This window comes from Chrysosporum bergii ANA360D, from assembly GCF_029891735.1.
GTDB lineage: Bacteria > Cyanobacteriota > Cyanobacteriia > Cyanobacteriales > Nostocaceae > Umezakia > Umezakia bergii.
In genome coordinates this window covers 1-26,300 of record NZ_JANQDH010000064.1, presented here as the reverse complement: position 1 = coordinate 26,300, position 26,300 = coordinate 1, and the positions used below count along the sequence as shown (strand labels likewise).

20 protein-coding genes are annotated in these 26,300 nt (G+C 42.1%); 10 read left to right on the top strand and 10 right to left on the bottom strand.

The window, feature by feature from the left end; all coding sequences use genetic code 11:
* Positions 1-61: 61 nt before the first annotated feature.
* Positions 62-1,150, bottom strand: coding sequence for a glycosyltransferase family 4 protein (locus NWP17_RS10045; RefSeq protein ID WP_280654774.1), 1,089 nt, complete (start codon positions 1,148-1,150; stop codon positions 62-64).
* 459 nt (positions 1,151-1,609) lie between these two features.
* On the opposite strand from NWP17_RS10045, the gene NWP17_RS10040 reads away from it, so the two are divergent.
* The 4 genes from NWP17_RS10040 (at position 1,610) to NWP17_RS10025 (ending at position 5,464) form a co-directional block, all read left to right on the top strand.
* Positions 1,610-2,335 (top strand): ABC transporter permease, encoded by a 726-nt coding sequence (locus NWP17_RS10040; protein WP_280654773.1) that lies wholly within the window; start codon positions 1,610-1,612, stop codon positions 2,333-2,335.
* A 217-nt stretch (positions 2,336-2,552) separates the two neighbouring features.
* Positions 2,553-4,397 carry a bifunctional serine/threonine-protein kinase/formylglycine-generating enzyme family protein gene (locus tag NWP17_RS10035; RefSeq protein WP_280654772.1) on the top strand — a complete coding sequence of 615 codons (1,845 nt, stop codon included), beginning with the start codon at positions 2,553-2,555 and terminating at the stop codon, positions 4,395-4,397.
* Positions 4,398-4,545: 148 nt separating this feature from the next.
* Complete coding sequence (locus tag NWP17_RS10030) at positions 4,546-4,920, top strand: NINE protein (protein ID WP_280654771.1); 375 nt, start codon at positions 4,546-4,548, stop codon at positions 4,918-4,920.
* A gap of 13 nt (positions 4,921-4,933) precedes the next feature.
* Entirely contained in the window at positions 4,934-5,464 is a 531-nt protein-coding gene (locus NWP17_RS10025; protein WP_280654770.1) for a ComEA family DNA-binding protein, read from the top strand.
* 72 nt (positions 5,465-5,536) lie between these two features.
* On the opposite strand, the gene lepB is transcribed toward NWP17_RS10025, so the two are convergent.
* Entirely contained in the window at positions 5,537-6,109 is a 573-nt protein-coding gene (lepB, locus tag NWP17_RS10020; RefSeq protein WP_280654769.1) for a signal peptidase I, read from the bottom strand.
* A 250-nt stretch (positions 6,110-6,359) separates the two neighbouring features.
* On the opposite strand from lepB, the gene NWP17_RS10015 reads away from it, so the two are divergent.
* On the top strand, positions 6,360-7,949 hold the full coding sequence (locus NWP17_RS10015) for a SpoIID/LytB domain-containing protein (protein WP_280654768.1): 1,590 nt from the start codon (positions 6,360-6,362) through the stop codon (positions 7,947-7,949).
* Positions 7,950-7,960: 11 nt separating this feature from the next.
* Here the strand turns inward: NWP17_RS10015 and NWP17_RS10010 are convergent, their stop codons facing one another.
* The 4 genes from NWP17_RS10010 to NWP17_RS09995 all read right to left on the bottom strand — a co-directional run bounded on the left by NWP17_RS10010 (position 7,961) and on the right by NWP17_RS09995 (position 13,650).
* Entirely contained in the window at positions 7,961-8,479 is a 519-nt protein-coding gene (locus NWP17_RS10010) for a tetratricopeptide repeat protein (protein ID WP_280654767.1), read from the bottom strand.
* A gap of 47 nt (positions 8,480-8,526) precedes the next feature.
* Positions 8,527-9,417: an acetylglutamate kinase gene (gene argB / locus NWP17_RS10005; RefSeq protein WP_280654766.1), complete on the bottom strand. Its 891-nt coding sequence runs from the start codon at positions 9,415-9,417 to the stop codon at positions 8,527-8,529.
* A gap of 69 nt (positions 9,418-9,486) precedes the next feature.
* Positions 9,487-10,341 carry an SWIM zinc finger family protein gene (locus NWP17_RS10000; protein ID WP_280654765.1) on the bottom strand — a complete coding sequence of 285 codons (855 nt, stop codon included), beginning with the start codon at positions 10,339-10,341 and terminating at the stop codon, positions 9,487-9,489.
* A 90-nt stretch (positions 10,342-10,431) separates the two neighbouring features.
* On the bottom strand, positions 10,432-13,650 hold the full coding sequence (locus NWP17_RS09995; protein WP_280654764.1) for a DEAD/DEAH box helicase: 3,219 nt from the start codon (positions 13,648-13,650) through the stop codon (positions 10,432-10,434).
* A 510-nt stretch (positions 13,651-14,160) separates the two neighbouring features.
* Here NWP17_RS09995 and NWP17_RS09990 point away from each other — a divergent pair.
* The 3 genes from NWP17_RS09990 to NWP17_RS09980 all read left to right on the top strand — a co-directional run bounded on the left by NWP17_RS09990 (position 14,161) and on the right by NWP17_RS09980 (position 18,687).
* Entirely contained in the window at positions 14,161-16,317 is a 2,157-nt protein-coding gene (locus tag NWP17_RS09990) for a polyribonucleotide nucleotidyltransferase (RefSeq protein WP_280654763.1), read from the top strand.
* A gap of 172 nt (positions 16,318-16,489) precedes the next feature.
* Positions 16,490-17,287 (top strand): segregation/condensation protein A, encoded by a 798-nt coding sequence (locus NWP17_RS09985; RefSeq protein WP_280654762.1) that lies wholly within the window; start codon positions 16,490-16,492, stop codon positions 17,285-17,287.
* 230 nt (positions 17,288-17,517) lie between these two features.
* Positions 17,518-18,687, top strand: coding sequence for a nucleotidyltransferase family protein (locus tag NWP17_RS09980; RefSeq protein ID WP_280654761.1), 1,170 nt, complete (start codon positions 17,518-17,520; stop codon positions 18,685-18,687).
* 73 nt (positions 18,688-18,760) lie between these two features.
* Here NWP17_RS09980 and speA read toward each other — a convergent pair whose 3' ends face one another.
* Positions 18,761-20,776, bottom strand: a complete 2,016-nt coding sequence (gene speA / locus NWP17_RS09975) for a biosynthetic arginine decarboxylase (RefSeq protein WP_280654760.1) — start codon at positions 20,774-20,776, stop codon at positions 18,761-18,763.
* A 230-nt stretch (positions 20,777-21,006) separates the two neighbouring features.
* Here speA and ndk point away from each other — a divergent pair, with 230 nt between their 5' ends.
* Positions 21,007-21,456 (top strand): nucleoside-diphosphate kinase, encoded by a 450-nt coding sequence (gene ndk / locus NWP17_RS09970; protein WP_280654797.1) that lies wholly within the window; start codon positions 21,007-21,009, stop codon positions 21,454-21,456.
* Between the two features lie 36 nt (positions 21,457-21,492).
* Here ndk and NWP17_RS09965 read toward each other — a convergent pair whose 3' ends face one another.
* The 3 genes from NWP17_RS09965 to NWP17_RS09955 all read right to left on the bottom strand — a co-directional run bounded on the left by NWP17_RS09965 (position 21,493) and on the right by NWP17_RS09955 (position 23,804).
* Entirely contained in the window at positions 21,493-22,236 is a 744-nt protein-coding gene (locus NWP17_RS09965) for a TerC family protein (RefSeq protein ID WP_280654759.1), read from the bottom strand.
* Positions 22,237-22,603: 367 nt separating this feature from the next.
* Positions 22,604-23,053: a hypothetical protein gene (locus tag NWP17_RS09960; RefSeq protein WP_280654758.1), complete on the bottom strand. Its 450-nt coding sequence runs from the start codon at positions 23,051-23,053 to the stop codon at positions 22,604-22,606.
* Positions 23,054-23,111: 58 nt separating this feature from the next.
* Complete coding sequence (locus NWP17_RS09955) at positions 23,112-23,804, bottom strand: hypothetical protein (RefSeq protein WP_280654757.1); 693 nt, start codon at positions 23,802-23,804, stop codon at positions 23,112-23,114.
* 221 nt (positions 23,805-24,025) lie between these two features.
* On the opposite strand from NWP17_RS09955, the gene acs reads away from it, so the two are divergent.
* Positions 24,026-25,996: an acetate--CoA ligase gene (acs, locus tag NWP17_RS09950; protein ID WP_280654756.1), complete on the top strand. Its 1,971-nt coding sequence runs from the start codon at positions 24,026-24,028 to the stop codon at positions 25,994-25,996.
* Positions 25,997-26,300: the final 304 nt, after the last annotated feature.

The window sequence follows — 26,300 nt, the reverse complement described above, 5'->3', positions numbered from 1 at the left end:
AATTTCTTCAGCAGAGCAGAAGTCGTTTTTTTTTCGGTAAATACCTGGCAGATGTAGTATCTCAGGAATTACTGCTCATACCCAAACTAACCACATGGTGCAGATCAGCATTTTGAGTAGATTTTTGTTGGAGAATTTGTTGATAAACTGCCTCATAACCATCGGTCATCTGTTCTAGGCTAAAGTTATTTTTAACATATTCTCGGCAAACATAGCGGTCTAACTGCCTCACCTGATCAAGGGCGCGACTAAAATCTTCAATGTTATTGCAGAGAAAACCAGTTTTTCCGTGTTTAATTATTTCCACAGTAGACCCTAATGTCATGGCAATAACAGGTGTACCAGCCGCCATTGACTCTACCATAACCAAACCAAAAGGTTCTCGCCAAGTAATAGGAAAAAGAGTGGCTACAGCACCCCCCATCAGGGCATTTTTTTGCACATGGTTTGCTTCACCCAGATACTCAATTTGCTGACCATCAATTTGGGGCTTAATTTCTTGGTCAAAGTATTTTTGGTCAACTACATCTACTTTACCTGCAATTTTCAAATGCCAACCAGTTTGTTTAGCAACAGATATCGCTAGGTGTGTACCTTTTTCTGGAGATATCCGACCTAAAAATGCCAAATATGGTGGATTATCCGGTTGGGGATGAAATTTATAACTGTTAACATCAATACCATTGTAAACTGTTGAAACATAGTTTAACCCTAACCTCAGTTCCCTCTGGGCATCGGAAATACTGACAAAAGGTTGATGTTTAGCATATTGAAACATCTTTTCGTTATCAGGGGTAAAAATACCGTGTAAGGTGTGAACTGTCGGTGTTTTAATCAGATTTGCATAGGGTAGTGCTGGACAGCACACATGGGAATGAATAATGTCAAATTCCTCCGCCCGTTCATAAACAAAGCCCAGTTGTAGCATTTCGTATATGTTTTGTTCCTTGACATCTGGATCAAGTCGTAAAGCACGGGGATGAACTGATACTAACTTGGCCAAACTAATAGAATCTCCTGAAGCGAATAAGGTGACTTGATGTCCCCGTCGAACTAATTCATCAGTGAGTAATCCTACAACTAACTCTATACCTCCATATGCTGGAGGCGGTACTCTCTCAATTAATGGGGCAATCTGAGCAATTCGCATCACAAAACTCCTGCAAGATAAACGATTTAAATACCAATTTAATAACTACATTATTTGAAATTATATTACTATTATCCTATATTTGTTTTCTACCTTAGTAGGGAAATATGGCTATCATCAGCACCTAGACTGAATCATAAATAATTAAAATACTTTTTTTCTCGAAAATGTTGGTTGAATCGGTCAATTTTTCAGCAAAATTCAATTGATTGAGATAATTTTTTAGTATGTTTTGCAGTTGATGTGATCTTTGTTATTCTCACCCCACAGCTAGAGAGTGAGCAGATATATTCCTTCAAGTCCATCCTCAGTCTTGACAATGTGAAAATTTTATGTTATGTAGGACACGGTGAATAATTAGAAAAAATTACAAACACAATTAACGTGGGTATTTCTACATCCAACAAAAAACCGCGTGCCTCTTGGCAGGGGGTTTTCACCATAATTTTATCTGGATTTATGTATCTGCCTATACTGGTACTTGGGTTTTATAGCTTTAACCAGTCACCTTATAGCGCAACTTGGCAAGGATTCACTTTAAGTTGGTACTACAAACTGTTTAGCGACGAGCGGCTGTTATCAGCTTTAAAAAATAGTTTGATAGTAGCCTTTTGTGCAGTGGGTGTTTCAGCAGTGTTGGGAACCTTAATGGCGGTAGGGTTAGCAAGGTATCAATTTTTGGGTAAGAATTTGTATCGGGGTATTTCTTACCTACCGTTAATTATTCCAGATATTGCCATCGCCGTGGCTACTTTAGTTTTTCTAGCCGCCTTTGCTATTCCCCTGAGTTTATGGACAGTTATTGCTGCTCATATAGTATTTTGCCTAGCTTATATCGCAATTGTCGTGTCTTCAAGACTGACAAATTTAGACCCCCACCTAGAAGAAGCAGCACTAGATTTAGGAGCTACACCAACACAAGCATTTCTGAAAGTGTTACTACCTCAGTTAACGCCTGGTATTATAGCTGGTTGCTTGCTGGCATTTGTTTTGAGTTTAGACGACTTTCTCATTGCTAGTTTTACATCTGGTAGCGGTTATAACACCTTACCTGTAGAAATTTTTAGCCGCATGAGAATAGGAGTCAAACCTGACATTAATGCTGTTAGTGTGATATTGATTACAGTATCTGCTATTATCGCCTTTTTAGGAGAATCTATTCGTACTTTTGAACACAAAAAATAATCTGCATATTGTACACAATTAACAAGACAAAACACACTTGACAAATTCCATAGTTTCACAATATTATTTTTATTGTGATCAAAATATATATTCTCAGAATTACTTCTATTTCAAGAGAACTGAAAATAGGTTTCTTCAGGTTTATTTGTTTAGATGTGTATTCTGAATTGGATATTATTGGGGCCAAGTTGGGACAAGATGCTACTTCCTCCTCATTATGCAAATTTGCCAAAATCCCAATTGCTCGAATCCATTTAACCCAGAAGGCAGTAGATATTGCATGAGTTGCGGAAAAAGTAACTTTGGCGAATTTCTCAGAAATCGCTATCGCGTATTGAGCCTTTTAGGGGAAGGAGGGTTTAGCAAGACCTATGCAACTGAAGACGCAGATAGACTAAATGCTCCTTGTGTCATCAAACAATTTTTTCCTCAAGTTCAAGGAACAACCCAACGAAGGAAAGCAGCAGAATTTTTTAAAGAGGAAGCATTTCGACTTTATGAACTAGGAGAAAATCATACTCAAATTCCTAGATTATTAGCTTATTTTGAACAGGGTTCGAGCTTGTATCTTGTGCAGGAATTTATAGAAGGACCAACTCTTTTACAAGAAGTTCAGCAAAAACCCTTTACCGAAGAAGAAATTTACCAACTTTTAACTGACTTATTGCCAGTTTTAGAATTTGTTCATGGTGCTAATGTAATTCATCGAGACATTAAGCCAGAAAACATCATTCGCCGTTACAGTGACGGTAAACCAGTATTAATTGACTTCGGTGGGGCTAAACAGGTAACACAAACAAGTTTAGCAAGACAAGCTACAGTGATTTATACTGTTGGTTATGCTCCATCTGAACAAATGGCTGGATTTCCTTGTCATGCTAGTGATTTATATGCTTTGGGTGTAACTTGCGTGCGTCTGTTAACACAAAGTTTACCAGTACAAAATAGTTATGGAGAAATTAATGATCCTCTTTATGATGCCATGAACGCTAATTGGTTATGGCAGGAAGAATTATATAAAAAAGGTATTACCATAAGCGAAGAATTAAGCAAAATTTTAAATAAATTATTAAAACATTTACCTAGTCAAAGATATCAATCAGCAACCGAAGTTCTCAATGATTTAAAGTCTTGTAAACAGCCGCTTGTTGAATCTAAAAAAACAGAAAATTCCCTACCCCTACTAATCAAACTACCACGACTACCACATAAAACAACACCTCCATTACCCCCCTTAGAAACCTTTGAATTTGAAGTAGTTACAGTAGATACAGCAGGTAGAGAAGTTCACCGGGACTTTCCCACCGCCAAATTTTTTGCTGAAAAATTGAGCGACACAGTAACCCTAGAAATGGTGTCAATTCCTGGTGGTAGCTTTATGATGGGTTCCCCAGATTTTGAAGGAGATGCTGATGAACGTCCTCAACACGAAGTGATTCTTAAACCATTCTATATGGGTAAATTTCCCATAACTCAAGGGCAATGGAAAGCTGTAGCCGCTTTACCAGAAATTAAGCAACCTTTAAATCCTTATCCCTGCAAATTTAAAGGTCATAATCGGCCTGTAGAAAATATATCTTGGTACGAAGCTGTAGAATTTTGCGCCAGACTGTCAGAAAAAACCGGACGTGAATACCGTTTACCCAGTGAGTCTGAATGGGAATATGCTTGTCGCGCTGGAACTACCACATCTTTCCACTTTGGCGAAGTGATTACTTCTGACTTAGTTAATTTTAACTGCAAAGAAACAACCGATGTGGGCAGTTTTCGCGTCGCCAATGCCTTTGGCTTGTATGATATGCACGGGCTAATATGGGAGTGGTGTGCTGATACTTGGCACAATAATTATCATGGCGCGCCTTCAGACGGAAGCGCTTGGGAAGTGGGCGGTGACTTTCACCGTCGGCTATTACGCGGCGGCTCATGGAATTATAGTGCAGAACTTTGTCGCAGTGCTAGCCGCAGTTGGAATGAGTCAGATGGTGGCTTGAGGATCTGCGGTTTTCGGGTTGTATTCCATCTCTCCCCCCCTCTCCCTCCGCGACTCTGGGTCTCTGCGTGAGATGTAAAAATGCTATTAATAACTATTTTCCCCAGTTCCCCGGTAGCTTTGGTGTAAAACTCAATTTATTCAACCTGTCCACATCCAGGTTAGGTATCATATCCATAGAAACTATAGAAACTGTAGTAGTGGTAGGTTAATAGGAAATATGTTCACTAAGCGCAAAAGTCGTACTATTGCGGCAATTTTAGCTTTATCTGGTACGCTGACAATTTCAGGCCTACATAAGTTTTATTTGGGACAACCCTGGTGGGGTTTGTTGTATGTCTTGCTTTCCTGGACACCCATCCCCAAGGTAGCCAGTGCTATTGAGGGAGTTTGGTATTTAGCCCAGGATGAGGCAGCTTTTGATCGTAATTTTAACTTGGGTAAGTCCGCAGTCAATAATTTACCCCAAACAGGTGATCATGTGGAAGGAATTGCCAAGGCTTTGCGTCAGTTGGATACTCTGCGCCAAGATGGATTGATTTCTGAATACGAGTTTGAACAAAAGCGCCGTCAGCTACTAGAGCAAATTTCTTGATATAAGTAAAAAAATGAACTGGCTACCTTTAAACCCTAAGTTACAAAAACTCCGGGCTAAACTCCTTAATGACCCTTATTACCGATTACAATCTGGGGAGGAAGTACAGTTAGCAGTAAAATTAGGTATTCGCATTGATGCTAATCAAGCCACTGTGGATGATTGGTTACGGCTACCTGGTTTGTCAATTCACCAAGCGCGATCGCTAGTGGAACTTTCTCGCTCTGGTGTTAAATTTTATTGTATTGAAGATGTAGCTGCGGCTTTAGCCATACCCACACAGCGACTAGAACCATTAAAGCCCCTACTCAACTTTATTTATTATGACGAAGAATCTTTAGATTATCCTACGCAGTTAGTTAACCCGAATACTGCCACTGTTGACCAATTGGTTAAAATTCCTTTTATAGATGTATGTTTTGCAGAAGCAGTGGTAGAAAATCGGCTATCAGCTGGGCTGTACCGGAACTTGGCGGATTTTCAGCGCCGTTTGGGTTTATCCGGTGAGGTTATTGCCCAGCTGATGTATTTTCTCAGGTTTTGATCAGGTTTTACCCATTTAATTTGTATAACCCCAGGGAAGATACCCGCACTACCAAAATCCAAAATCTAAAATCTAAATAAAACCAATGCGATCAAGAGGCCAAAAGCGAAATACTGCCCGACCAATGATGTTTTTTCTCGGTAAAAACCCCCAATAACGAGAATCATTACTATCATTGCGGTTATCACCCATGACAAAAAATTTCTCTGGGGGAACCTGTACAGCGGGAAATGGCTGATTGGGGGGTTCGGCTATGTAGTCTTCTTCTAAGGCTTTACCGTCCAGGTAAACTTTACCGTTGGTCACTTGGACTGTTTTACCGGGAGTACCAATAACTCGCTTAATAAAAGCTTGGTCTTGGGGATATCCCCGGCGTTGTAGTTCTGCGGGAGGCTGAAAAACGATGATTTCCCCAGTGGCGGGGGGGTGAAAACGGTATGAGACTTTTTCTACCACTAAGCGATCGCCTGTATGTAATGTAGGTAGCATTGAGTCTGATGGAATGTAGCGGGGTTCGGCGATGAATGTTCTGATCAAAATTGCCAAACATAAGGCGATGGCGATGAGAATTAGATTTTCTTGCCAACTACTCCACCCTTTTGATGATGTAGCAGTTGGTTTTGCATCACTTTTCTGAGGAGTCATAAAGATTTCAGCCGGTCGAAACAATGGGACGAATACTTTGTTATTTTGACGCTAAATGTATGATTGTGGCACTTTCACCCCTAACTGGGGTGAATATTTGCTGTTTTGAACATACCAAAAATTATCCCCCTGATAAATCGTCAGACTTTCCTTTAAATTCAAGTGTCTGTTAATTTGTGAAGTGGTGGTGCTGACAGAAAATGTGAGCAATTGTTAGCATTTTTGAATTTACAGGAATTATATAACTACTATGAAATCTACATTCTGGCATTTTTCCTACACTGTACTGACAACATTTTGCTTGTTGGGGTTGACTGGGGCTTCAACTATTGACCACAAAGATGAGGATGTAGAACTGAGAATTGGCGTAGTGCAACGATTTGGCCAAAATCCCCAATTCAAATTACAACTAGAACCCACATCAGGCGATCGCTTGCAGCTAAAATTTACCTACGGTAATGAGGAAAAAACCCTAGTTACCCAAAACCCACTCCAGCTAGAAACTGTCATGGAACCTTTACCTAAACTAGAGGTGAAGGAGGTAGTGGTTTTAGGTACATACCGTACCTTTGAAACTGCCGAAGACAGTGCTAAAAATTGGCGTTCTCAGGGAATAGAAGTGGAAATAGCCCAACCAGAACGCTGGCAAGTTTGGGCAAAACGAGAGGTTTACAACACTCCCCTACTGCGGCGCTTGTTATTCCAAGGTGTGCAAGCTGTCGGTAAGAACATGGCATATATGGACACTAAGATTTTAAAACAAGTGCCAAAAGTTACTTGGCAAGTGAATGGACAACGTTACAGCCCGAATAATTTAAAAATTACCAGCAATAAAAACTTAATTAGGGTCAGGGAAGGCGAAAACCTGGAAAAAAATCGTCTCTATCCAGGAAGGATGACTTTACAGCCCAACGCCTATGGTACATATACTTTAGTCAATGAAGTACCTCTGGAAAGCTATTTACGTGGAGTTGTACCTAACGAAATTGGCACAACTGCACCAACTGCCGCAGTAGAAGCCCAGACAATTATCGCCCGCACCTATGCTTTAAGAAATTTGCGGAGGTTTGTCACTGATAACTATCAATTGTGTGCTGATACACATTGTCAAGTTTATTACGGTTTAACTGGAGCAACCCCCAAAACTGACAAAGCGATCGCGGCTACTAGGAGTATGGTTTTAACTTATAATAATCAGCTAGTAGATGCCCTGTATTCCTCAACCACCGGTGGAGTTACTGCCTACTTTAGTGATGTTTGGAATGGTGAAGATCGTCCCTATTTAAGCCCGGTAGTAGATGCTCCTACCAACCTTTGGAACTTATCTGAGCAGAGTTTAGCCGATGAAAGCAACTTTAAGAAGTTTATTCATCAGCGAGAAGGATTTAATGAAAGTACCTGGAATACTTTTCGTTGGAACAAGGAAACTGCCCTTGATGATATCAACCAACTTTTAAAAAGATTCCTGGAAATTAAAAATAGCCCCTATGCCAAATTTAACACCGTTGAGGCTATGTCAGTAGTCAAGCGCAGTAAAAGTGGACGCATTCTTGAACTGGCGGTAAAAACAGATATTGGGGTGTTTACTCTGGAGAAAGACGAAATTCGCAGCGCCTTTGCAGCACCGAGAAGTACGCTGTTTTACATAGAACCACTCAACAAAGGCACAGTTAATTTGTGGGGATATGCGTTTATTGGCGGTGGCTTAGGACATGGAGTTGGCTTGAGTCAAACTGGCGCGCAAAACTTAGCTAAACTGGGTTGGTCAAATGCCAAAATTTTGCAATTTTATTATCCTGGCACTCAAATTAAAAGTCTCAGCAATAATATCCAGTTTTAACAGGTGAGTAATTAAAAGCTCAACCAAGCCAAGTATAAGAAGGTGAATAAAATCACAATTAGTGCCACCCCAATAAAACGATTGTCTTTGGTATTTACCTGGGTCAGATCCACAAATTTTGGTTCAGCCGGTGCTTTACTTGTGGATTGGCGAGGACTGCCAGATGCACGAATTTTGGTATCATTATCAGACAATGCCCCTAAATCGGGGATTTGGGTCATCCATTCACTAGGGCGTTGCAATTTTGGCGCTTTTAAAATGTAGATTAACCGCTTGGCCTGTTTGCTAGTTTCTGGGAAAGGATGGCGTTGCAGGTGTTGACAAAGGGCGATGGCCTCTTCAGTGCGTCCGGCTGCTTCATAAGCTGTTACCAGCCAAACTTGCACTTCACCCCCAAGGCGAGAATTTGCAGATAACAAGGCCCTGGCTTTTTCTAAATTTTCTACAGCTTCTCGATATTGCCCATTTTCAAAGTTAAGTTTTCCAGTCTGATAAAGACTTCTGCCAATTTCTACACTTTCTGTACTCACGTTTACATTACCCGCTCTGTTGCCTACAGCGTTAATTTATGGTATCATCAAGAAAAGTGCGATCCGATGATCATAGTGCCAATACCACCATCGGTAAAAATTTCTAACAGTAGGGCATGGGGAATACGACCATCAATAATATGTGCCGCACTTACACCTTGGGCAAGCGATCGCACACAACAATTAACTTTAGGAATCATCCCACCGCCAACTATACCATTGCCCATCAATTCCCGAGCTTGGCTAATATCTATTTTAGCAATCAAAGTAGATGGGTTTTTGTAGTCTTGAAGAATACCTGGTGTGTCGGTCAGCAAAATTAACTTTTCCGCACCCAAAGCAGCAGCGATTTCCCCAGCCACGGTATCAGCGTTAATATTGTAGGCTTGTCCATTGTGGTCTGTGGCTACGCTAGACACCACCGGAATATAGCCATTACTAGAGAGAGTTTCCAAAATTTTAATATTCACACTACTTACTTCCCCCACAAAACCGATACCTTCTTCATCTTGCGGGCGGGCGGTAATCAAGTTACCATCTTTACCACACAGTCCTACTGCCGAGCCTCCAGCCTGGTTGATTAGGGAAACAATTTCTTTATTGACTCGACCCACTAAAACCATTTCCACTACATCCATGGTGGGGGCATCTGTGACTCGCAGACCATTTTTAAATTGTGCTTCAATCCCTAGTTTACTTAACCAGGTATTAATTTCCGGACCACCGCCATGGACCAGAATGGGACGCAAACCCACGCAGGATAAAAAAACAATATCCCGCATTACTTTGTCTTTCAGGGTGCTATCTTTCATTGCTGCACCACCATATTTGACAACAACAGTTCGACCTGCAAATTGTTGGATGTAAGGTAGTGCCTCGCTGAGTACCCGTACACGGGTAGCCTCCGTTTGCCTGATGTATTCCGAATCGTTTTCCATTACGAGGGGCTGTTGAGAATTAAAACCTATTTAGTGAGTATAAAAGAATTTGGAACCTGGCACAATCTTTTAACTGGACTGGTTAGAGTAATAGGCTTCCATGTTCATGGCTGCTAACATTGCTTGCTGACTTACCTGTTTATACACAGTATCTAAATATTGCGTCACCACATCAGCAGAAGTTAAACTTACGCCACTTTCGTCTGTTTTCGCTAAAGGGATTGGCCCCCATACGTCCAACACCGTTTCGCTACTGGAAGGAGCAATGACCACCAAAGAAGATTCTAGTGGTTGGTGGTATTGCCAAAAACCAGCAAGATTGATAGAGGGTTGGGGGTGGGTAGTGGGCTGTGTGATGTCAGATGTTTTACCTTTGGTAACTTCAGCCTTAGCGCCGCGCAGTTGACGTAAATCACTAATAATTTGCTCTTTGGTGCGTCCCCGTAATTGAAACAACACAAAGGGATCTTCACTAAAGCGATCGCCTAACTGATAGTATACTGCACCAATATGTTTACAAGGATTTGCCTGATCAGGACAAGAGCATTTACTATGGACATCAGACAGTGTAAAAGGAAATAAAGATAAACCATTGGCTGTAAAAACTTCCTCAATATTTTGGGGCATTTCTCCCGCTAACAGCTTGGCTGCAAAAATTGCTTTGTGGGACATGGTTTCAACTACATAACCCCATTCTTCCTCACTAAAATGATCAAGAGACAAAGAAACCTGATAAGGTTCAGGTTCACTCCCTTGTACTCTCGCTAATACTTTTGCCCCTTTAAACTCAATCTGGAGGACATTTCCCAGTCGAGCATAGTTTCTAGCCCGTTCCAAGCGCTTTTTAAAGCGATAGGAATCTAGTAATTCTAGCCACTTTTGTGACCACCATTCACGGCTTGCCTGCAAAGTATCGTTATTCATAATTGGTAGTTGGTAAAAATTTTTCTAGTGCGGGCATCTTGCCTGCTACTGTACCTAATTGGGCAAAATGCCCTAGTTGTCGTTGATATATTAATCTGCTTCAATTATGGCACTGCGATCCAGTACGAGTAAGTTACGCAACTGATCTGTATCCATTTCAGTAAGCCACTCCTCACCAGTACCAACTACTTGTTCAGCTAATTGTTTTTTACTGTCAATCATGTCATGAATTTTTTCTTCTAATGTACCATTACAAACGAATTTATGCACTTGAACATTGCGGGTTTGACCAATGCGAAATACTCTATCAGTGGCTTGATTTTCAACAGCGGGATTCCACCATCTGTCAAAGTGAAACACATGATTAGCCCTGGTTAAATTCAATCCAACCCCACCAGCTTTTAAAGAAAGGATCATAATGGGAGGACCTTGGGGATCATGTTGAAAACGGTCAATCATTTCCTCTCGTTGTTTTTTACTGGTACTACCATATAAAAACAAGATTTCTTCCCCGATTTTATGCTGTAAATGAGCCTGTAATAACTTACCCCATTCAGCAAACTGAGTGAAAATTAAAGCCCTGTCTCCCCCCTCTAAAGCCACGGTCAACATTTCTTCTAGGCGGAGCAATTTTCCCGAACTATACTGTTGTAGTGTGTCTTGTTTCAAATATTGGGACGGGTGATTACATATTTGTTTTAGTTTGATTAATAAAGCTAAAATCATCCCTCGACGTTGCACACCTGAAGCAGCTTCTATTTCTGCCAATGATGCTTCCACAACTTGTTGATAAAGTGTGGCTTGTTCAGGAGTGAGACCACAAAAAACCGTCATTTCTTGCTTATCTGGCAAATCTTGAATAATATCCCCATCTGTTTTCAGGCGACGCAGAATAAACGGTTGCACTAAAGCCCTCAACTGATTTAAAGATGCTGTGTCACCATACTTTTCAATTGGTATGGCAAAGCGTCTCTGAAAAAATTGACGATTGCCCAAATACCCCGGATTGAGAAAATCTAAAATAGACCACAGTTCTTGGAGTTTATTTTCTACTGGTGTTCCTGTTAGGGCTATACGAAAGGTAGTTTTTAATTCTCTCACAGCCTGTGATTGTTTAGCTTCAGGATTTTTGACATTCTGGGCTTCATCTAAGACAACTACCCGCCAATCAACACTCTGTAAAGTTTTCACATCCCGGTGTATCAGTGAATAACTAGTAATAATTACATTGTGTTTTTCCACCCCTGCTATAAACCCTTTACCTTTAAGACGTTTATCGCCGTGGTGCTGTAAAACTTTGAGACTAGGAGCAAATTTTTTAATTTCCCGTTCCCAGTTCCCTAAAATAGAAGTGGGACAAACAAGTAATGTGGGATGGGACAGTGCATCCTGTTCTTGGAGATGCAGTAAAAAGGCGATGAGTTGAATGGTTTTACCCAGTCCCATATCATCTGCAAGACACGCACCCAAACCCCAACGTTCCAAGAAAGCTAGCCAAGCCACTCCTCTTTGTTGATAAGGTCGCAACTCTCCCTGAAAATTCCTAGGTGTGGGTAAGGGGGCGTAAGCCGGGGTTGTTGCTTTATTCGTTAGCGTCCCAATTAATTCCTGCAATATCCCAGATGCTTCAAAGCTGACCACAGGTAACTTTTCAATCACCTGGGTATCTCCAGAACCCAGACGTAAAGCATCTTCTAAGCACAGCGTCATTTGGTTTTTACGAGCGGCAAAAAATGCCTGTGCAGTTTTAATATCCTGGTCTCGCAATTCCACCCACTCGCCGTTAATTTCTACCAACGGGCTATTTAAGGCCACAAGTTTATTAAACTCGGTTTGAGAAATAGTTTGTCCACCAATTGCTAATTGCCATTGAAAATTTAGTAAACTCCGTAAACCCAAGGGTTGCTGTTGTTTATTTTGGGTTTCAGCAATAATTTTCAAGCCCAAACGATTCGCCCATCCTTCCCGGTTAGCCAAACTAGGGGGTAAAATCACCCCTAAACCACTATCTTCAAACCGCCAAGCCACAGACTTAATAAATTCATATGCCTGTAATGGGTTAAGGCTACAAGATTGCGGATACTCTGTTTCTAAACTGGGTGCAAGAATTGGATACAAGCGGGAAGCTAACCCCAACCCCCGCAATAATGTTTCTTGGGGTTGATCAATGGTGCGACCTTGATAAATTAACTGTTCCACTGGTTGATGCCAAATAGTTACCGCATCTACCAAAAAATCAGGATCATCTGTGGCTTGCAACAAATATACTAATAGCCAGTCTTTTGAGTCGGATGCAGGGGGAAGCAATTGAAAACAGCTGCGAAATGAGGCTTTTCCTGTTAGTTGGTATTGCAAAGGCATAGTCCACGCTTTCAGCGCAGCTTCTAGTCTTTCTACTCCCATCGCATCTGCATTCACTTTGTTAGATGCACCAGTTAAACCTTGTAGCCATTGTCGCACTGTAAATGGCAAAGATGCCATGACTCTGGTTTCTACTGGTGCTTGCGCAGTCATCATTCCCCGCACTTGGGCATCTATGGTACTATTGAGAAAATCTAATAATAATTCCTGGGGTTTGGTTGGCAAGTCCACTGCTAAATACTGTTCTTCCAGGTCAGGAGTTTTTTGATAAGTACGACAGGCTAAAGGCATTTTTGCGGAAAATTTTTCTAGGCGGGTTCCATCTACAGCGCTATCTAAGAGAACTTGCCACTTAGCAACAATAGAAGTATCTAATTGCGGTTGAATAGTTGGCAAAAACTTACACCGGGAAATTAAATCTAAACTCCAACGGGCTACTTGTGACCAAAAACGTAACTCCGCACCAAATACAGTATCTCCTTCCTGAACAGCGTTTAAGGGAATAGCCGCCAAAAATTTTATGGCGGCACTTGGGTTGAGGCAAAAACCTTCTACTCGCCAGGGTTGAAGATATGGGGGTGACTTGCTCTGGGTGGCTAAAGTGGCAGAATGCAAAGGAAAAATAAATACTATTTCTTCCTGATTATGTTCTGGGATGTGAGTTGGTAAAGCAATGATTTGAGAGTGGGTAGGCCAGCTGATTTGGTTAAGAGTTGTACGTTTACGAGTGCTAGAAGTGCTGGCTATGTTAACTTGGTTTGGCTGGATGATGTTATGATCAATCATCCATGCACTCAAATCAACTGATGTCATTGCCAAGGGATGTGCTGGTATATCCGGGGATGTAATAGTCTGTAATTTTACTTGTGATGAACGCCAAGTTTCACCCCAAATAAATAAACAACTATTGTCATTTTTTAGTAACCAATTACCGTGTAAAAGTGCCATTTGCTAACTGCCCCAATTTTCGGATAACTAAAGTATTAAATTATTAATTTTGCAGTTTTAACTGTGAGCGATAAAATTACTTATCAAGTTTCTCCCCCAGAAAATGCTACACAAACAAGGCCGAAACTGGGAAAGAATCAACCCTAAAGCCTGGTTTAAAAGCTAGCTAACTTTTTCCCCATACCCTAACGCTGATGGTGGAGGAAAAATAAAAAAAAATCATTTGACTACAGTTTAGGTCAAAGCACCCCGCTTATGGAGCTAGTGCGGTTTTTTCACTCAGTATCTCTTATTGTACAACTGGGATTACGCCATCTGGGAGGAAGAAGGTATGTTCTCAGCCTCCACAGCTAGCAAAGATTTTTCCCCCTGTCCATTAAAAAATATTTAAAATCTGGTTGTTAGTTTAACAAGTTGTTTATCTTTATGTGTACCAGAAGTCAGTTTGAGAGCATAAATGTTAGGATTGCCACAGAGAGAGAATAGCAAAAGAGAAGGAAAAAAAACTGCATGGCAGAAGTTGATAAGTCAATATCCTTCGATGGTAGGGATATTAGACTGAAAGTAGGCTTACTAGCTCCCCAAGCTGGTGGGTCAGTTTTGATAGAGTCGGGGGACACATCTGTTTTAGTGACGGCTACACGCTCCCAGAGCAGAGAGGGAGTTGATTTCCTTCCCTTGACGGTAGATTATGAAGAAAGATTGTATGCCGCAGGTAGGATTCCCGGAGGAATCATGCGGAGAGAAGGTCGTCCACCAGAAAAAACTATTCTTACCAGCCGCTTGATAGACCGCCCCATGAGGCCTTTATTTCCTTCATGGCTGCGGGATGACCTGCAAATTATCGCCCTTACCCTGTCGATGGATGAGTTAGTACCACCTGATGTTTTAGCGGTGACCGGCGCTTCCATTGCCACCCTAATAGCAAAAATTCCTTTTAATGGACCAATGGCGGCGGTGCGGGTTGGCTTGGTGGGAGATGATTTTATCATTAACCCCACTTATGCAGAAACTGAAAATGGAGATTTGGATCTGGTAGTGGCAGGTTCACCCCACGGTGTGATTATGGTGGAAGCAGGAGCCAATCAATTGCCAGAGCAAGATATTATCGAAGCGATTGATTTTGGTTATGAAGCAGTTAGAGATTTAATTAAAGCCCAGGAAGACTTGTTGGCGGAAATGGGTATAGAGGTTGTGCAAGAAGCACCACCAGAAGAAGACCAGACCCTGAACAATTATATCCGCGATCGCGCCAGGGATGAAATTAAAAAAATCCTGTGTCAATTTGACTACAGCAAGGGAGAACGGGATCAAGCTTTGGACGCTCTCAAGGAGCAAGTTGCTGGTGCCATCGAGGAACTGCCAGAGGAAGACGAAGTTAAAGCTGCGGCAATTGCCAACAGCAAAGCAGTTGGTAACACCTTCAAAGACATCACTAAACACCTCATGCGCCGTCAAATCATTGAAGATAACGTCCGCGTTGATGGGCGCAAACTCGATGAAGTACGTCCTGTTTCTTGCCAAGTTGGTGTCCTACCGAAGCGAGTCCATGGCAGTGGTTTATTTAATCGGGGGTTAACTCAAGTATTATCCACTTGTACTCTTGGTACTCCCGGAGATGCCCAAAACCTCACCGATGACTTGCAAGCAGACCAATCCAAACGTTACCTACATCACTACAACTTTCCCCCGTTTTCCGTGGGAGAAACTAAACCCTTGCGTTCCCCTGGAAGGCGGGAAATTGGTCATGGTGCTTTAGCCGAACGAGCTTTAGTACCAGTGCTACCCCCCAAGGAAAAATTCCCCTATGTAATTCGGGTAGTCTCAGAAGTGCTTTCTTCCAACGGTTCCACTTCTATGGGTTCGGTGTGCGGTTCTACTTTATCCTTGATGGATGCTGGCGTACCAATTACCAAACCTGTGAGCGGTGCGGCAATGGGTTTAATTAAAGAAGATGACGAAGTACGAGTTTTAACTGACATTCAGGGAATTGAAGACTTTTTAGGCGATATGGACTTTAAAGTCGCCGGGACAGATAGCGGTATTACCGCGCTGCAAATGGATATGAAAATCCCTGGACTGTCATTAGAAATCATTGCCCAGGCCATCCACCAAGCTAAATCGGCTCGGCTGCATATTCTGGAAAAAATGATCGAGACCATACAAGAGCCACGAGTTGACACTTCACCCTATGCCCCACGTCTCTTGACCATCAAGATTGATCCAGACATGATTGGTTTGGTCATTGGACCTGGAGGTAAAACAATTAAGGGCATCACTGAAGAAACTGGTGCGAAAATTGACATTGAAGACGATGGCACAGTGACAATTTCTGCTGTGGATGAAAGTAGGGCTAAAAAAGCCCGTAACATCATTCAAGGCATGACCCGTAAGTTAAATGAAGGTGATGTTTATGTAGGGCGTGTGACCCGAATTATCCCCATTGGTGCATTTGTAGAATTTCTGCCAGGTAAAGAAGGCATGATTCACATTTCTCAATTAGCTGACTATCGCGTTGGCAAAGTTGAAGATGAGGTAGCGGTTGGGGATGAGGTGATTGTCAAAGTGCGAGAAATTGACAATAAAGGACGGATTAATCTCACACGTTTGGGTATTCACCCAGATCAGGCAACTGCCGCACGGGAAGCCGCCACAGTGAATCGTTAGTGAATCGATAAATCGATTGGGGATTTTAGATTTTTATCTAAAATCCACGATGCCTGATTTGAAGGCATGGCAGTATTTTGCCGTCATTGAAAATCAAAATTATTATTAAAACCGAAGGATGAGAAAGATTCAAGTCTAGTGTTGACAGGTATTTGGTGACTAAATTTATTTTATGGACGCTTCGGAGTTATTAGAAACAATCATACAGCTGATTGATCAGGCTGAACAAGGGGACATTGATCCTTGGGATGTGCAGGTAATTGACGTAATTGACCGTTATCTAGAATTAATGGCACCGGAGGCCAAAGCTAAAAATTATGAATCTGACTTGTCGCAATCAGGACAGGCTTTTTTGTCAGCATCAATGCTAGTGTTATTCAAAGCTAACACCTTGATGCAATTATCTTTAGTAGAAGACACAAACGAGGATGTAATAGATGATGCAATCTCACCAAGTGAGGCTGGTCTATTGCATCATGCCCATCGTTTGCAATTAGAGCGACACTTGCGTCGCCGTCCCTCAGCAATGCCACTGCCAAAGCGTCCTGTAACTCTCCAAGAGTTAATTAAGCAATTGCAGATCATGGCCAGCCAGCTTAAACTGGTTGAGAAATCGAGCCAACCTGTCCGCTCCAAGCGTCAGCCCAGCGCCCAAAAGATGCGCCAAGCGCTAGAGTTAGCACACCAGGAAAATCTGACGGAAGTGGCTGGGGAACTAGAGCAAGTGTTGCATGGTTACGCAACAGAGCTATTTTTCCAGCAAAGTTGTTTGAATCTAGAACAACTTGTAGATTTGTGGACTCAAACAAAGCAACCACACCAAAGCGGCTTTCACCATGAGTCAGAACATAGCCACTTAGTTAGTGTTTTCTGGGCGCTACTACTGCTTTCAGCTGAATCTAAAGTTGAACTATTACAAGAGGAATTTTACCAGGAAATTAAAATTCGCTTGCTCACAGATTCACCTTAGCTTAAACAAAAAGAAGCTTCTCACCTGCCCGCAGGAGAGTGTAGGAGTATGTCACTGGCGATATTTAACTCCAAAACAAAAATAAACTAAAATTATACCTAAAAAGTGGCAATAGCCAGCAAATTCCTGTTATGCCTGTTTTGAGGAGATACTTTGCCCAAAAATTAAAATTGATGATTAAGCATCACTGGAGCAAAGTAAACTAGTTTGTCTTTGAGGAATAAAATTGTATGAAAGCCATGATTCTTGCGGCGGGTAAGGGTACTCGTGTGCGTCCTATTACTTACACAATTCCTAAACCAATGATTCCCATTCTGCAAAAGCCGGTGATGGAATTCCTGCTGGAACTGTTGCGCCAGCACGGATTTAACCAGATTATGGTGAATGTTAGCCATTTGGCTGAGGAAATTGAAAACTATTTTCGTGACGGTCAACGGTTTGGCGTAGAAATTGCTTATTCTTTTGAAGGCAAAATTGATGACGACGGCAAATTAGTGGGGGAAGCCATTGGTTCTGCTGGTGGAATGCGGCGTATTCAAGACTTCTCACCATTTTTTGATGATACTTTTGTGGTTTTGTGTGGTGATGCTCTTATTGACTTAGATTTGTCTGCGGCTGTGAAGTGGCATAAATCCCAGGGTTCAATTGCCACAATAATTACAAAATCTGTCCCACTGGAAGAGGTTTCTAGTTACGGTGTGGTAGTGACTGACGAAAATGGACGCGTTAAAGCTTTCCAAGAAAAACCGCCGAAGGAGGAAGCTATTAGCACCAATATCAACACTGGTATTTATATTTTTGAGCCGGAGGTGTTTGATTATATACCTTCTGGCGTTGAATATGACATTGGTAGCCAGTTATTTCCCAAATTAGTAGAAATTGGTGCGCCTTTTTACGCCATTGCCATGGACTTTGAATGGGTGGATATTGGTAAAGTACCCGATTACTGGCGGGCAATTAATGGTGTATTGCTAGGAGATATTAAAAATGTGCAAATTCCAGGTAACCAAGTCGCCCCTGGTATCTACACTGGTTTAAATGTTGCTGTGAATTGGGATAAGGTGGATATTACAGGACCTGTGTACATTGGTGGCATGACTAGGATTGAAGATGGCGCTAAAATTGTTGGACCAACGATGATTGGTCCCAACTGCTGGATATGCAGTGGAGCAACTGTAGAGAACAGCGTTATTTTTGAATGGTCACGATTAGGCCCTGGGGTAAGACTGGTTGATAAATTGGTGTTTGGTCGTTATTGCGTAGATAAAAAGGGAAATGCAATAGATGTTCAAGCGGCTGCTTTAGATTGGCTGATTACGGATGCTCGTCAAACACCGCCATCGGAAACACCTTTTGAGCGCCAAGCCATTGAGGATCTGCTGGGGATGAATGTAATTTAGCTCATCCCCCAGCCCCTCTCCTGTGTGGAGAGGGGAGTAAAACCTTAATCCAAAATCTAAAATCTAAAATTCCCTAGCTGTTTAGATAGGTGTATCTTCCTAGACTTTGTTCGTAGGTTTGTAGTAGTCGCTGGGATTCAGCTAGGGTGATGTGTTTTTCTTCTAAGGCTTTTTCACAGCGTTGACGGATGTTTTCTACCATGTCTTCAGAATCATACTGTACATATTTCATCACTTCGCTCATGGTATCACCTTTGACGACGTGCTGAATTTGGTAGCCTTTCGGTGTTAACTGGATGTGAACAGCATTAGTATCACCGAATAAGTTGTGTAAGTTGCCCATGATTTCTTGATAAGCTCCATTGAGGAACATTCCTAGGTAGTAAGGTTCTTCTGGCTTGAAGGTGTGCAGTTCTAAAACTGATTTGACATCCCGTAGGTCAATAAAGCGGTCGATTTTGCCGTCACTATCACAGGTCAGGTCTGCTAATATTCCCCGTCGTAGGGGTTCTTCGTCCAGCCGGTGTATTGGCATGACGGGGAATAGTTGGTCGATCGCCCAACAATCTGGTGCTGATTGAAACACAGAAAGATTAACGTAGTAAATGGAAGCCATGATTTTTTCTAGGTCTTCCAGTTCATCTGGTACGTATTCCTGCTGTCTGGTAATGTTGAGAGTTTTTTGACAACAAGCCCAATACAATCGCTCGGCTTTGGCTCGTTCTTCTAGGCGCAGAATTCCTAGATTGAATCTGCTGATGGCTTCTTCTTTAAATTGGGCTGCATCGTGGTAAAATTCTTGATAATTCTCTTGGTTGATGGAGTGGTAAGTTTCCCACAAGTATTTGATTAAGGGGGATTCCTGTTCTTCTGGGGGTTCTGGTAAGTCTAGAGGAACATCGTTAGTACTGAGAACATCAAAAATTAGTACCGACTGATGGGACGCGATCGCCCTTCCACTTTCACTAATCAATGTTGGTACGGTAATCTGCCGCTCCGCACAAGTATCTTTTAACTCTGCCACGATGTCGTTAGCATAGTTTTGCATATTGTAGTTTTTGGATGCGTAGAAGTTGGTTTGAGAGCCGTCATAATCTACACCCAAGCCGCCACCAACATCGAGATACTTCATGTCAGCCCCCAACATGGCTAATTCTACGTAAATACGGCTGGCTTCTTGGATGGCATCTTTGATTACATTAATGGCGGAGATTTGTGAACCAATGTGGAAGTGCATTAATTGCAGACAATCCAGCAAATTAGCTTCGCGTAGTTTGTTGACAGTTTCCATAATTTGGGGAATTGTCAGACCAAATTTAGCGCGATCGCCTGTGGAAGTTCCCCAGCGTCCCATACCTTGGGTACTGAGTTTAGCGCGCACTCCCAAAATTGGTTTAATACCTAACTGACGGTGAGCATTAATCACCAAGTCCAGTTCTTCAATCTGTTCAATGACGATAATTGAGGTTTGCCCCAGTCTTTGGGCTAACATTGCTGTTTCGATGTATTCTTGGTCTTTGTAGCCGTTGCAAATCAGCAATGCTCCCGGTGTATCCAACAAAGCTAAGGCAATCATTAATTCCGGCTTAGAACCGGCTTCTAAGCCAAACTGATGGGGTTTACCGAACTTGACTAAATCTTCAATTAAATGGCGCTCTTGGTTACACTTCACAGGAAACACGCCACGATATATACCTGGGTAATTGTAGCGGGCAATGGCTTTGCCAAAACAAGCATTTAACCGCTCAATCCGGTCTTCCAAAATATCCGAGAAGCGAATTAACATAGGCAGTCCTAAGTTACGCAGTTTCAAGGCGTTGACTAATTCAAATAAGTCTAGTGAGCCACCGCGATCGCCCTTGGGAGAAACGGTAATATGACCGGCAGCATTAATGGAAAAGTAAGGCTCTCCCCAACCTTGTATGCGGTACAAGGCTTCGCTGTCCTCAATTTTCCAGTGACGAAGCGGGCCTTCTGTAATATTACTAGGCGGTAAGAGCTTTTTTGGTTTGTGACCTTTGACTTCTAATTTGTGTCCATTCACAGGCATGACCACCCCTTCAGATCTAGCAGTTAACTCAGCACCCATGTTTAGTAACCTCTGTATTTCACCCACGAATTAACAATTTAACGCATTCTATCGGCAACTGATATGCTCTTACAGATAATTTCTGAGGTAGACTCTGATTGGTCACTAATTATTGCTGATTAGTTCTTGGTCATCTGTCAAGGTTATCAAGCCTTGATGACATGAACAGGAGATCAAAAGCAATGACAAATACGACCGGAGAAAAAAATATTCAGTTTTGGGAGATAGCTGTGGAACGCACATTCTTAGCAATTAAACCAGATGGTGTACAGCGTGGACTGGTGGGTGAAATCATCCGTCGCTATGAAGCTAAAGGTTTTACCCTGGTGGCTTTAAAATTCATGACAGTCAGCAAGGAATTAGCCCAACAGCATTATGATGTTCACCGGGAACGGCCATTTTTTGCCAGTTTAGTCGAGTTTATCACCTCTGGACCAGTTGTAGCCATGGTTTGGGAAGGTGATGGGGTTGTGGCAGCTGCGAGAAAAATTATTGGCGCAACTAACCCCTTATCAGCAGAACCTGGAACAATTCGGGGAGATTTTGGCATTAACATTGGCCGCAATCTCATTCACGGTTCTGATGCTTTAGAAACCGCACAGAGGGAAATAGCCCTGTGGTTTAAAGAAGAAGAATTAGTCAGTTGGGAACCACATTTAACACCTTGGTTACAAGAGTAGTTTAGGAATTAGGGAATGAAGAATGAAAATCATCCTTCATTCCCTAGCTTCTAGCTTCTGGTTTGGTGCTTCACTCTTTTCGGATTCTGTTTTCGGTGGTTCAACGACGGTACGCTGAGAAAATCCCCAGACTAAAATCAGAGCGATGGCAGAAATTACTAGCCATTCTGGTGGAACTAAATCATCGTTGATCACTCTTAACAACAGACGCAAACCCACAAAGGCCACCGTGATATAGCCTGCATCTTCCAGGTTCTTAAATTCATCTAACCACCGAATAAACAATCCGGCCATAAATCGCAATGTGATAATTCCAATTGTTGCACCCGTCAGCACTAGCCATGTTTCTTGAGAAACAGCGATGGCAGTTGTCACACTGTCTAAAGAAAATGCTAAATCTGTAAAGGCAATTATTGGTATGGCTTGTAACAAAGATTTAAAACGTGGTCCGTGATGATGGTCGTCCTTGGCTTCTTCTGAGGTAAAGTGTTGAAATACTAACCACAAGAGATAAGCTGCACCTAATAATTCAAATTGCCAAAATTTTTGTACCCAAGTAGCCGTGAGAATGAGGGTAATTCGTAGCACATAGGCAACGACTAAACCAACATTAAGGGCTTTACGTTCTAGTTCTTTGTCTTCTAGTCCCTGAGCAATGGCAGCTAGGGCGATGGCATTGTCGGCGGATAGCACCGCTTCTAAGAAAATCAAGATCAACAGGACAATGGGGGCTTCAACGCTGAAATTAAACTGAAGATAATCAAAGATGTGGTCTAGCATTCCGGGTTTCTCAAGCAGGATAAAAATTATTTGAAAAGTGCAAAAAAAAATAGTGGTTTTATATAGCTTAACTGTTTAGTGCTGTATTCTCATGGAAATGATATTCAGGCGATCGCTTGTTGTTGGCTATGTAAACCAAGAGCGATCGCGTTTTCCTGGTTATTGTATCAAGTACATGAATGAAATAATACTTGACAGCAGCTAAACGGTACGGAGTATGAGGCTCTGATCAGGGAACAGGGAAAAATAAATAAAGGTCTGGTGTATTAAATTGGATCAGACTGTAACCATTGTTGCAAATCAGCTACAGTGGTAAAGTCTAATAAATCTTCACCATCCCAAGGTTTGCTGTTGCACGTCTCCCAGTTCATCTGATGGCTATATCTGCTATTTTTAACAAAAGACTCTCTGCTAAATTTAACAATTTCTCATGATGAAGATTAACATGATATTCCTCACCAGCTAACAAGTTCCGGACTAGAGATAATCGCTCATCTACTGTGGCAATTCTCCAACATACTTCTAAGTTTACTGCTAAATCAAACAAAGAACGCTGCCCTAAATGTTCTCTGACTCTGACGGCCACATCATGATCACTAACCAAAAATTCCTTAATTCCATCTAATAATTTGTTACATAAAATCTCTTCATTTCCCCAATTTTCTAGCCAATTACTATCTGCATCTTCAATGTATAAATGCACAAAATCAACACCGTAGGTTAGCCAGTCATGCTGCATTCTCCGGGCTGTTGTTAAAGCTTGAGTAAATTTTTCCACAGGGGTTTCGTAGCTTTGAGTTTCTTGTCGGTGAGCCATAAAAGCTGTGATTGCTGAATGAGTATCTAGGGGAAAAACAAAAACCTGGAATTTGGAATTAATCTAATTTCAAATACTTACCACTTGAAAGATAGTCACTGTTGTACATGGCTATGTTGACTAACTGTCTGATGAAATTGGCATCTTTGGGATTGTAACTTAAAAATATTCCTCTCTCTATTTCCCATGATTGCAGTGTCACTTGCCACAAATGATACTTTTGCTGATTAAACTCTTCGGATACGCTGGTAACTTGAATACATAGTGGTTTTTGTTGGCGATTACTAACAATCAAGTCTGTTGCCATAGACAAATCCGCAATATAACGTTTCCACACACTACCTTGACGCTGCACAACATCTTGGGCTATTGCTCTAATGATATCATCATCTTGTTGATTAAATTCCCCTGCCATGAGTTTTTGTTTCCAAATGTAAAATTTGGAGTCATTGGCGTTTATCCATCTGGGAAAAAGATAGCTGTACCAATATTTTTCATTGGGGGTCATTTGCTCAAACTTAGCTTTTTGTTCTGCTGGGGAAGATGATGATTTAATCATCAGCCAAATGGTAGAATCCGTAATTACTTCTAATAAAAAAGCTAGGACAAATGGTTTGGCGGTCAGAGAACCTGTTTTGATATTTTTTACCCAACGATTAATTTCATCTAATTTTTTGGCCAGGTTAGGGTCTATCGAGTTGGCTTCCTCGATGAGGTTGGTGAGTTGATCCTTGATGTCTTGTGCTTGCAAACGATGCCCTACTTTTAATAATAATTAACGCTTTGTTAATATAACTACGGTGGGCCAGATATCAAATATAAGGCTATTTGCATGATTTATACAATCTGACGCACCCTACTAATGTGCCGGAGTAATTGCTGGTATTGTAACTCTTAACGAAAATCAAAGCAATTGTGTATAACTTTCAGTACACAATAGTTGACAACGCCATAGAGAGAGAAAAATTAATTATGTCTGAGCCAACCATAGAATCCATCTTACAGGAGAAGCGCTTATTCCCTCCCACTAGGGAATTTGCCCAAAACGCCCATATCAAAAGTCTGGCAGACTACCAAGAACTATATGCTCAAGCTCGAGCTAATCCCCAGGAATTTTGGGCAAAATTAGCCGCCACAGAGTTAGAATGGTTCCAAAAATGGGAGACAGTACTAGATTGGCAGCCACCTTTTGCTCAGTGGTTTGTGGGTGGGAAAATTAACATTTCTTATAATTGCCTGGATCGACATCTGACAACCTGGCGTAGAAATAAAGCAGCGCTAATTTGGGAGGGGGAGCCGGGAGACTCCCGCACCCTCACTTATGCCCAATTACATCGGGAGGTGTGCCAGTTTGCCAATGTGCTGAAGCAGTTGGGGGTGAAAAAAGGCGATCGCGTGGGTATTTATATGCCTATGATTCCTGAAGCGGCCATTGCTATGTTAGCTTGTGCTAGAATAGGTGCGCCCCATAGTGTGGTATTTGGTGGTTTTAGTGCAGAAGCTTTACGCGATCGCCTCAATGATGCAGCAGCTAAGTTAGTGATTACTGCTGATGGTGGTTGGCGTAAAGATGCTATTGTTCCCCTGAAAGCACAAGTAGACAAAGCCTTGGCAGATCACACCGTCCCTAGTGTTACAGATGTACTAGTTGTCAAACGCACCTGTCAACAAACTCACATGGAACCAGGGCGGGATCATTGGTGGCATGACCTACAACAGGGTGTATCAGCAGATTGTCCGGCAGAACCTATGGACAGCGAAGATATGCTGTTTGTTCTTTACACCTCCGGTAGTACGGGTAAACCCAAGGGTGTTGTACATACAACTGCTGGTTATAACTTATATACTCACATGACCAGTAAATGGATTTTTGATCTGCAAGATACAGATGTATACTGGTGTACTGCTGATGTGGGCTGGATTACCGGACATAGCTATATAGTTTATGGGCCTCTTTCCAACGGTGCTACTACTTTAATGTACGAAGGTGCGCCCCGTGGTTCTAATCCCGGTTGCTTTTGGGATGTAATTGAAAAATACGGCGTGAATATCTTTTATACAGCCCCTACAGCGATTCGGGCATTTATCAAAATGGGGGAACACCATCCCAAAACCCGCGATTTATCTTCTTTACGTTTGTTGGGGACGGTGGGTGAACCCATTAACCCAGAAGCTTGGATGTGGTATCATAAAATTATTGGTGGCGAACGTTGCCCCATTGTAGATACCTGGTGGCAAACAGAAACCGGTGGTATTATGATTACAGCACTACCCGGAGCTATTCCCACTAAACCAGGTTCGGCAACTCTTCCCTTTCCTGGAGTTATTGCGGATGTGGTAAATTTAGAGGGTGACACTGTACCTAATAATGAGGGGGGTTATTTGGCAGTTCGTTATCCTTGGCCGGGGATGATGCGGACGGTATACAATGACCCACAACGCTTTCGTCGCACTTATTGGGAACATATCCCCCCGAAAGATGGTAACTATATCTACTTTGCAGGTGATGGGGCTAGACAAGATGAGGATGGCTATTTCTGGGTAATGGGTCGTGTGGATGATGTGTTGAATGTATCAGGACATCGCCTGGGGACTATGGAAGTAGAATCAGCTTTAGTTTCTCATCCCGCAGTAGCAGAAGCTGCGGTGGTGGGTAAGCCGGATGAACTTAAAGGGGAGGAAATTGTGGCTTTCATCAGTTTAGAAGGAACTTATCAAGCCAGTGAAGATTTGAGTAAAGAACTGAAACAGCACGTTGTCAAAGAAATTGGAGCGATCGCCCGTCCTGGGGAAATTCGCTTTACTGATGCTTTACCCAAAACCCGATCCGGTAAAATTATGCGGCGCTTGCTGCGGAGTTTAGCTTCTGGTCAAGAGGTATTTGGTGATACTTCTACCTTAGAGGATCGCAGTGTTTTGGATAAGTTGCGGGAAGGTGCTTAAAGGCTGTTGGTCAAGTATCTTGTAGGGTGTGTTGTGCGGTGGTGCAGCACACCGTTTTTAGAACTTTGTCCGGTAAAAAACAGACGATAGTTTCTTGACCGCAGCCCTGGTAATATTGGCTGCTTTTGGCGTGCGTCTGTATGAGCAATGTAATAATTCCTATTTTAACGTGAGTTCGACGGAGAGGAAGGGGCAAAAAGCTTGCTGTGTAAGAATTTGCTCAAGCGGCATTCATGGGAGCGATCGCGCACAGTGAGACATCACTACGATTAATTGAGAATCGGTAAAAAGTGACAAAAAAATG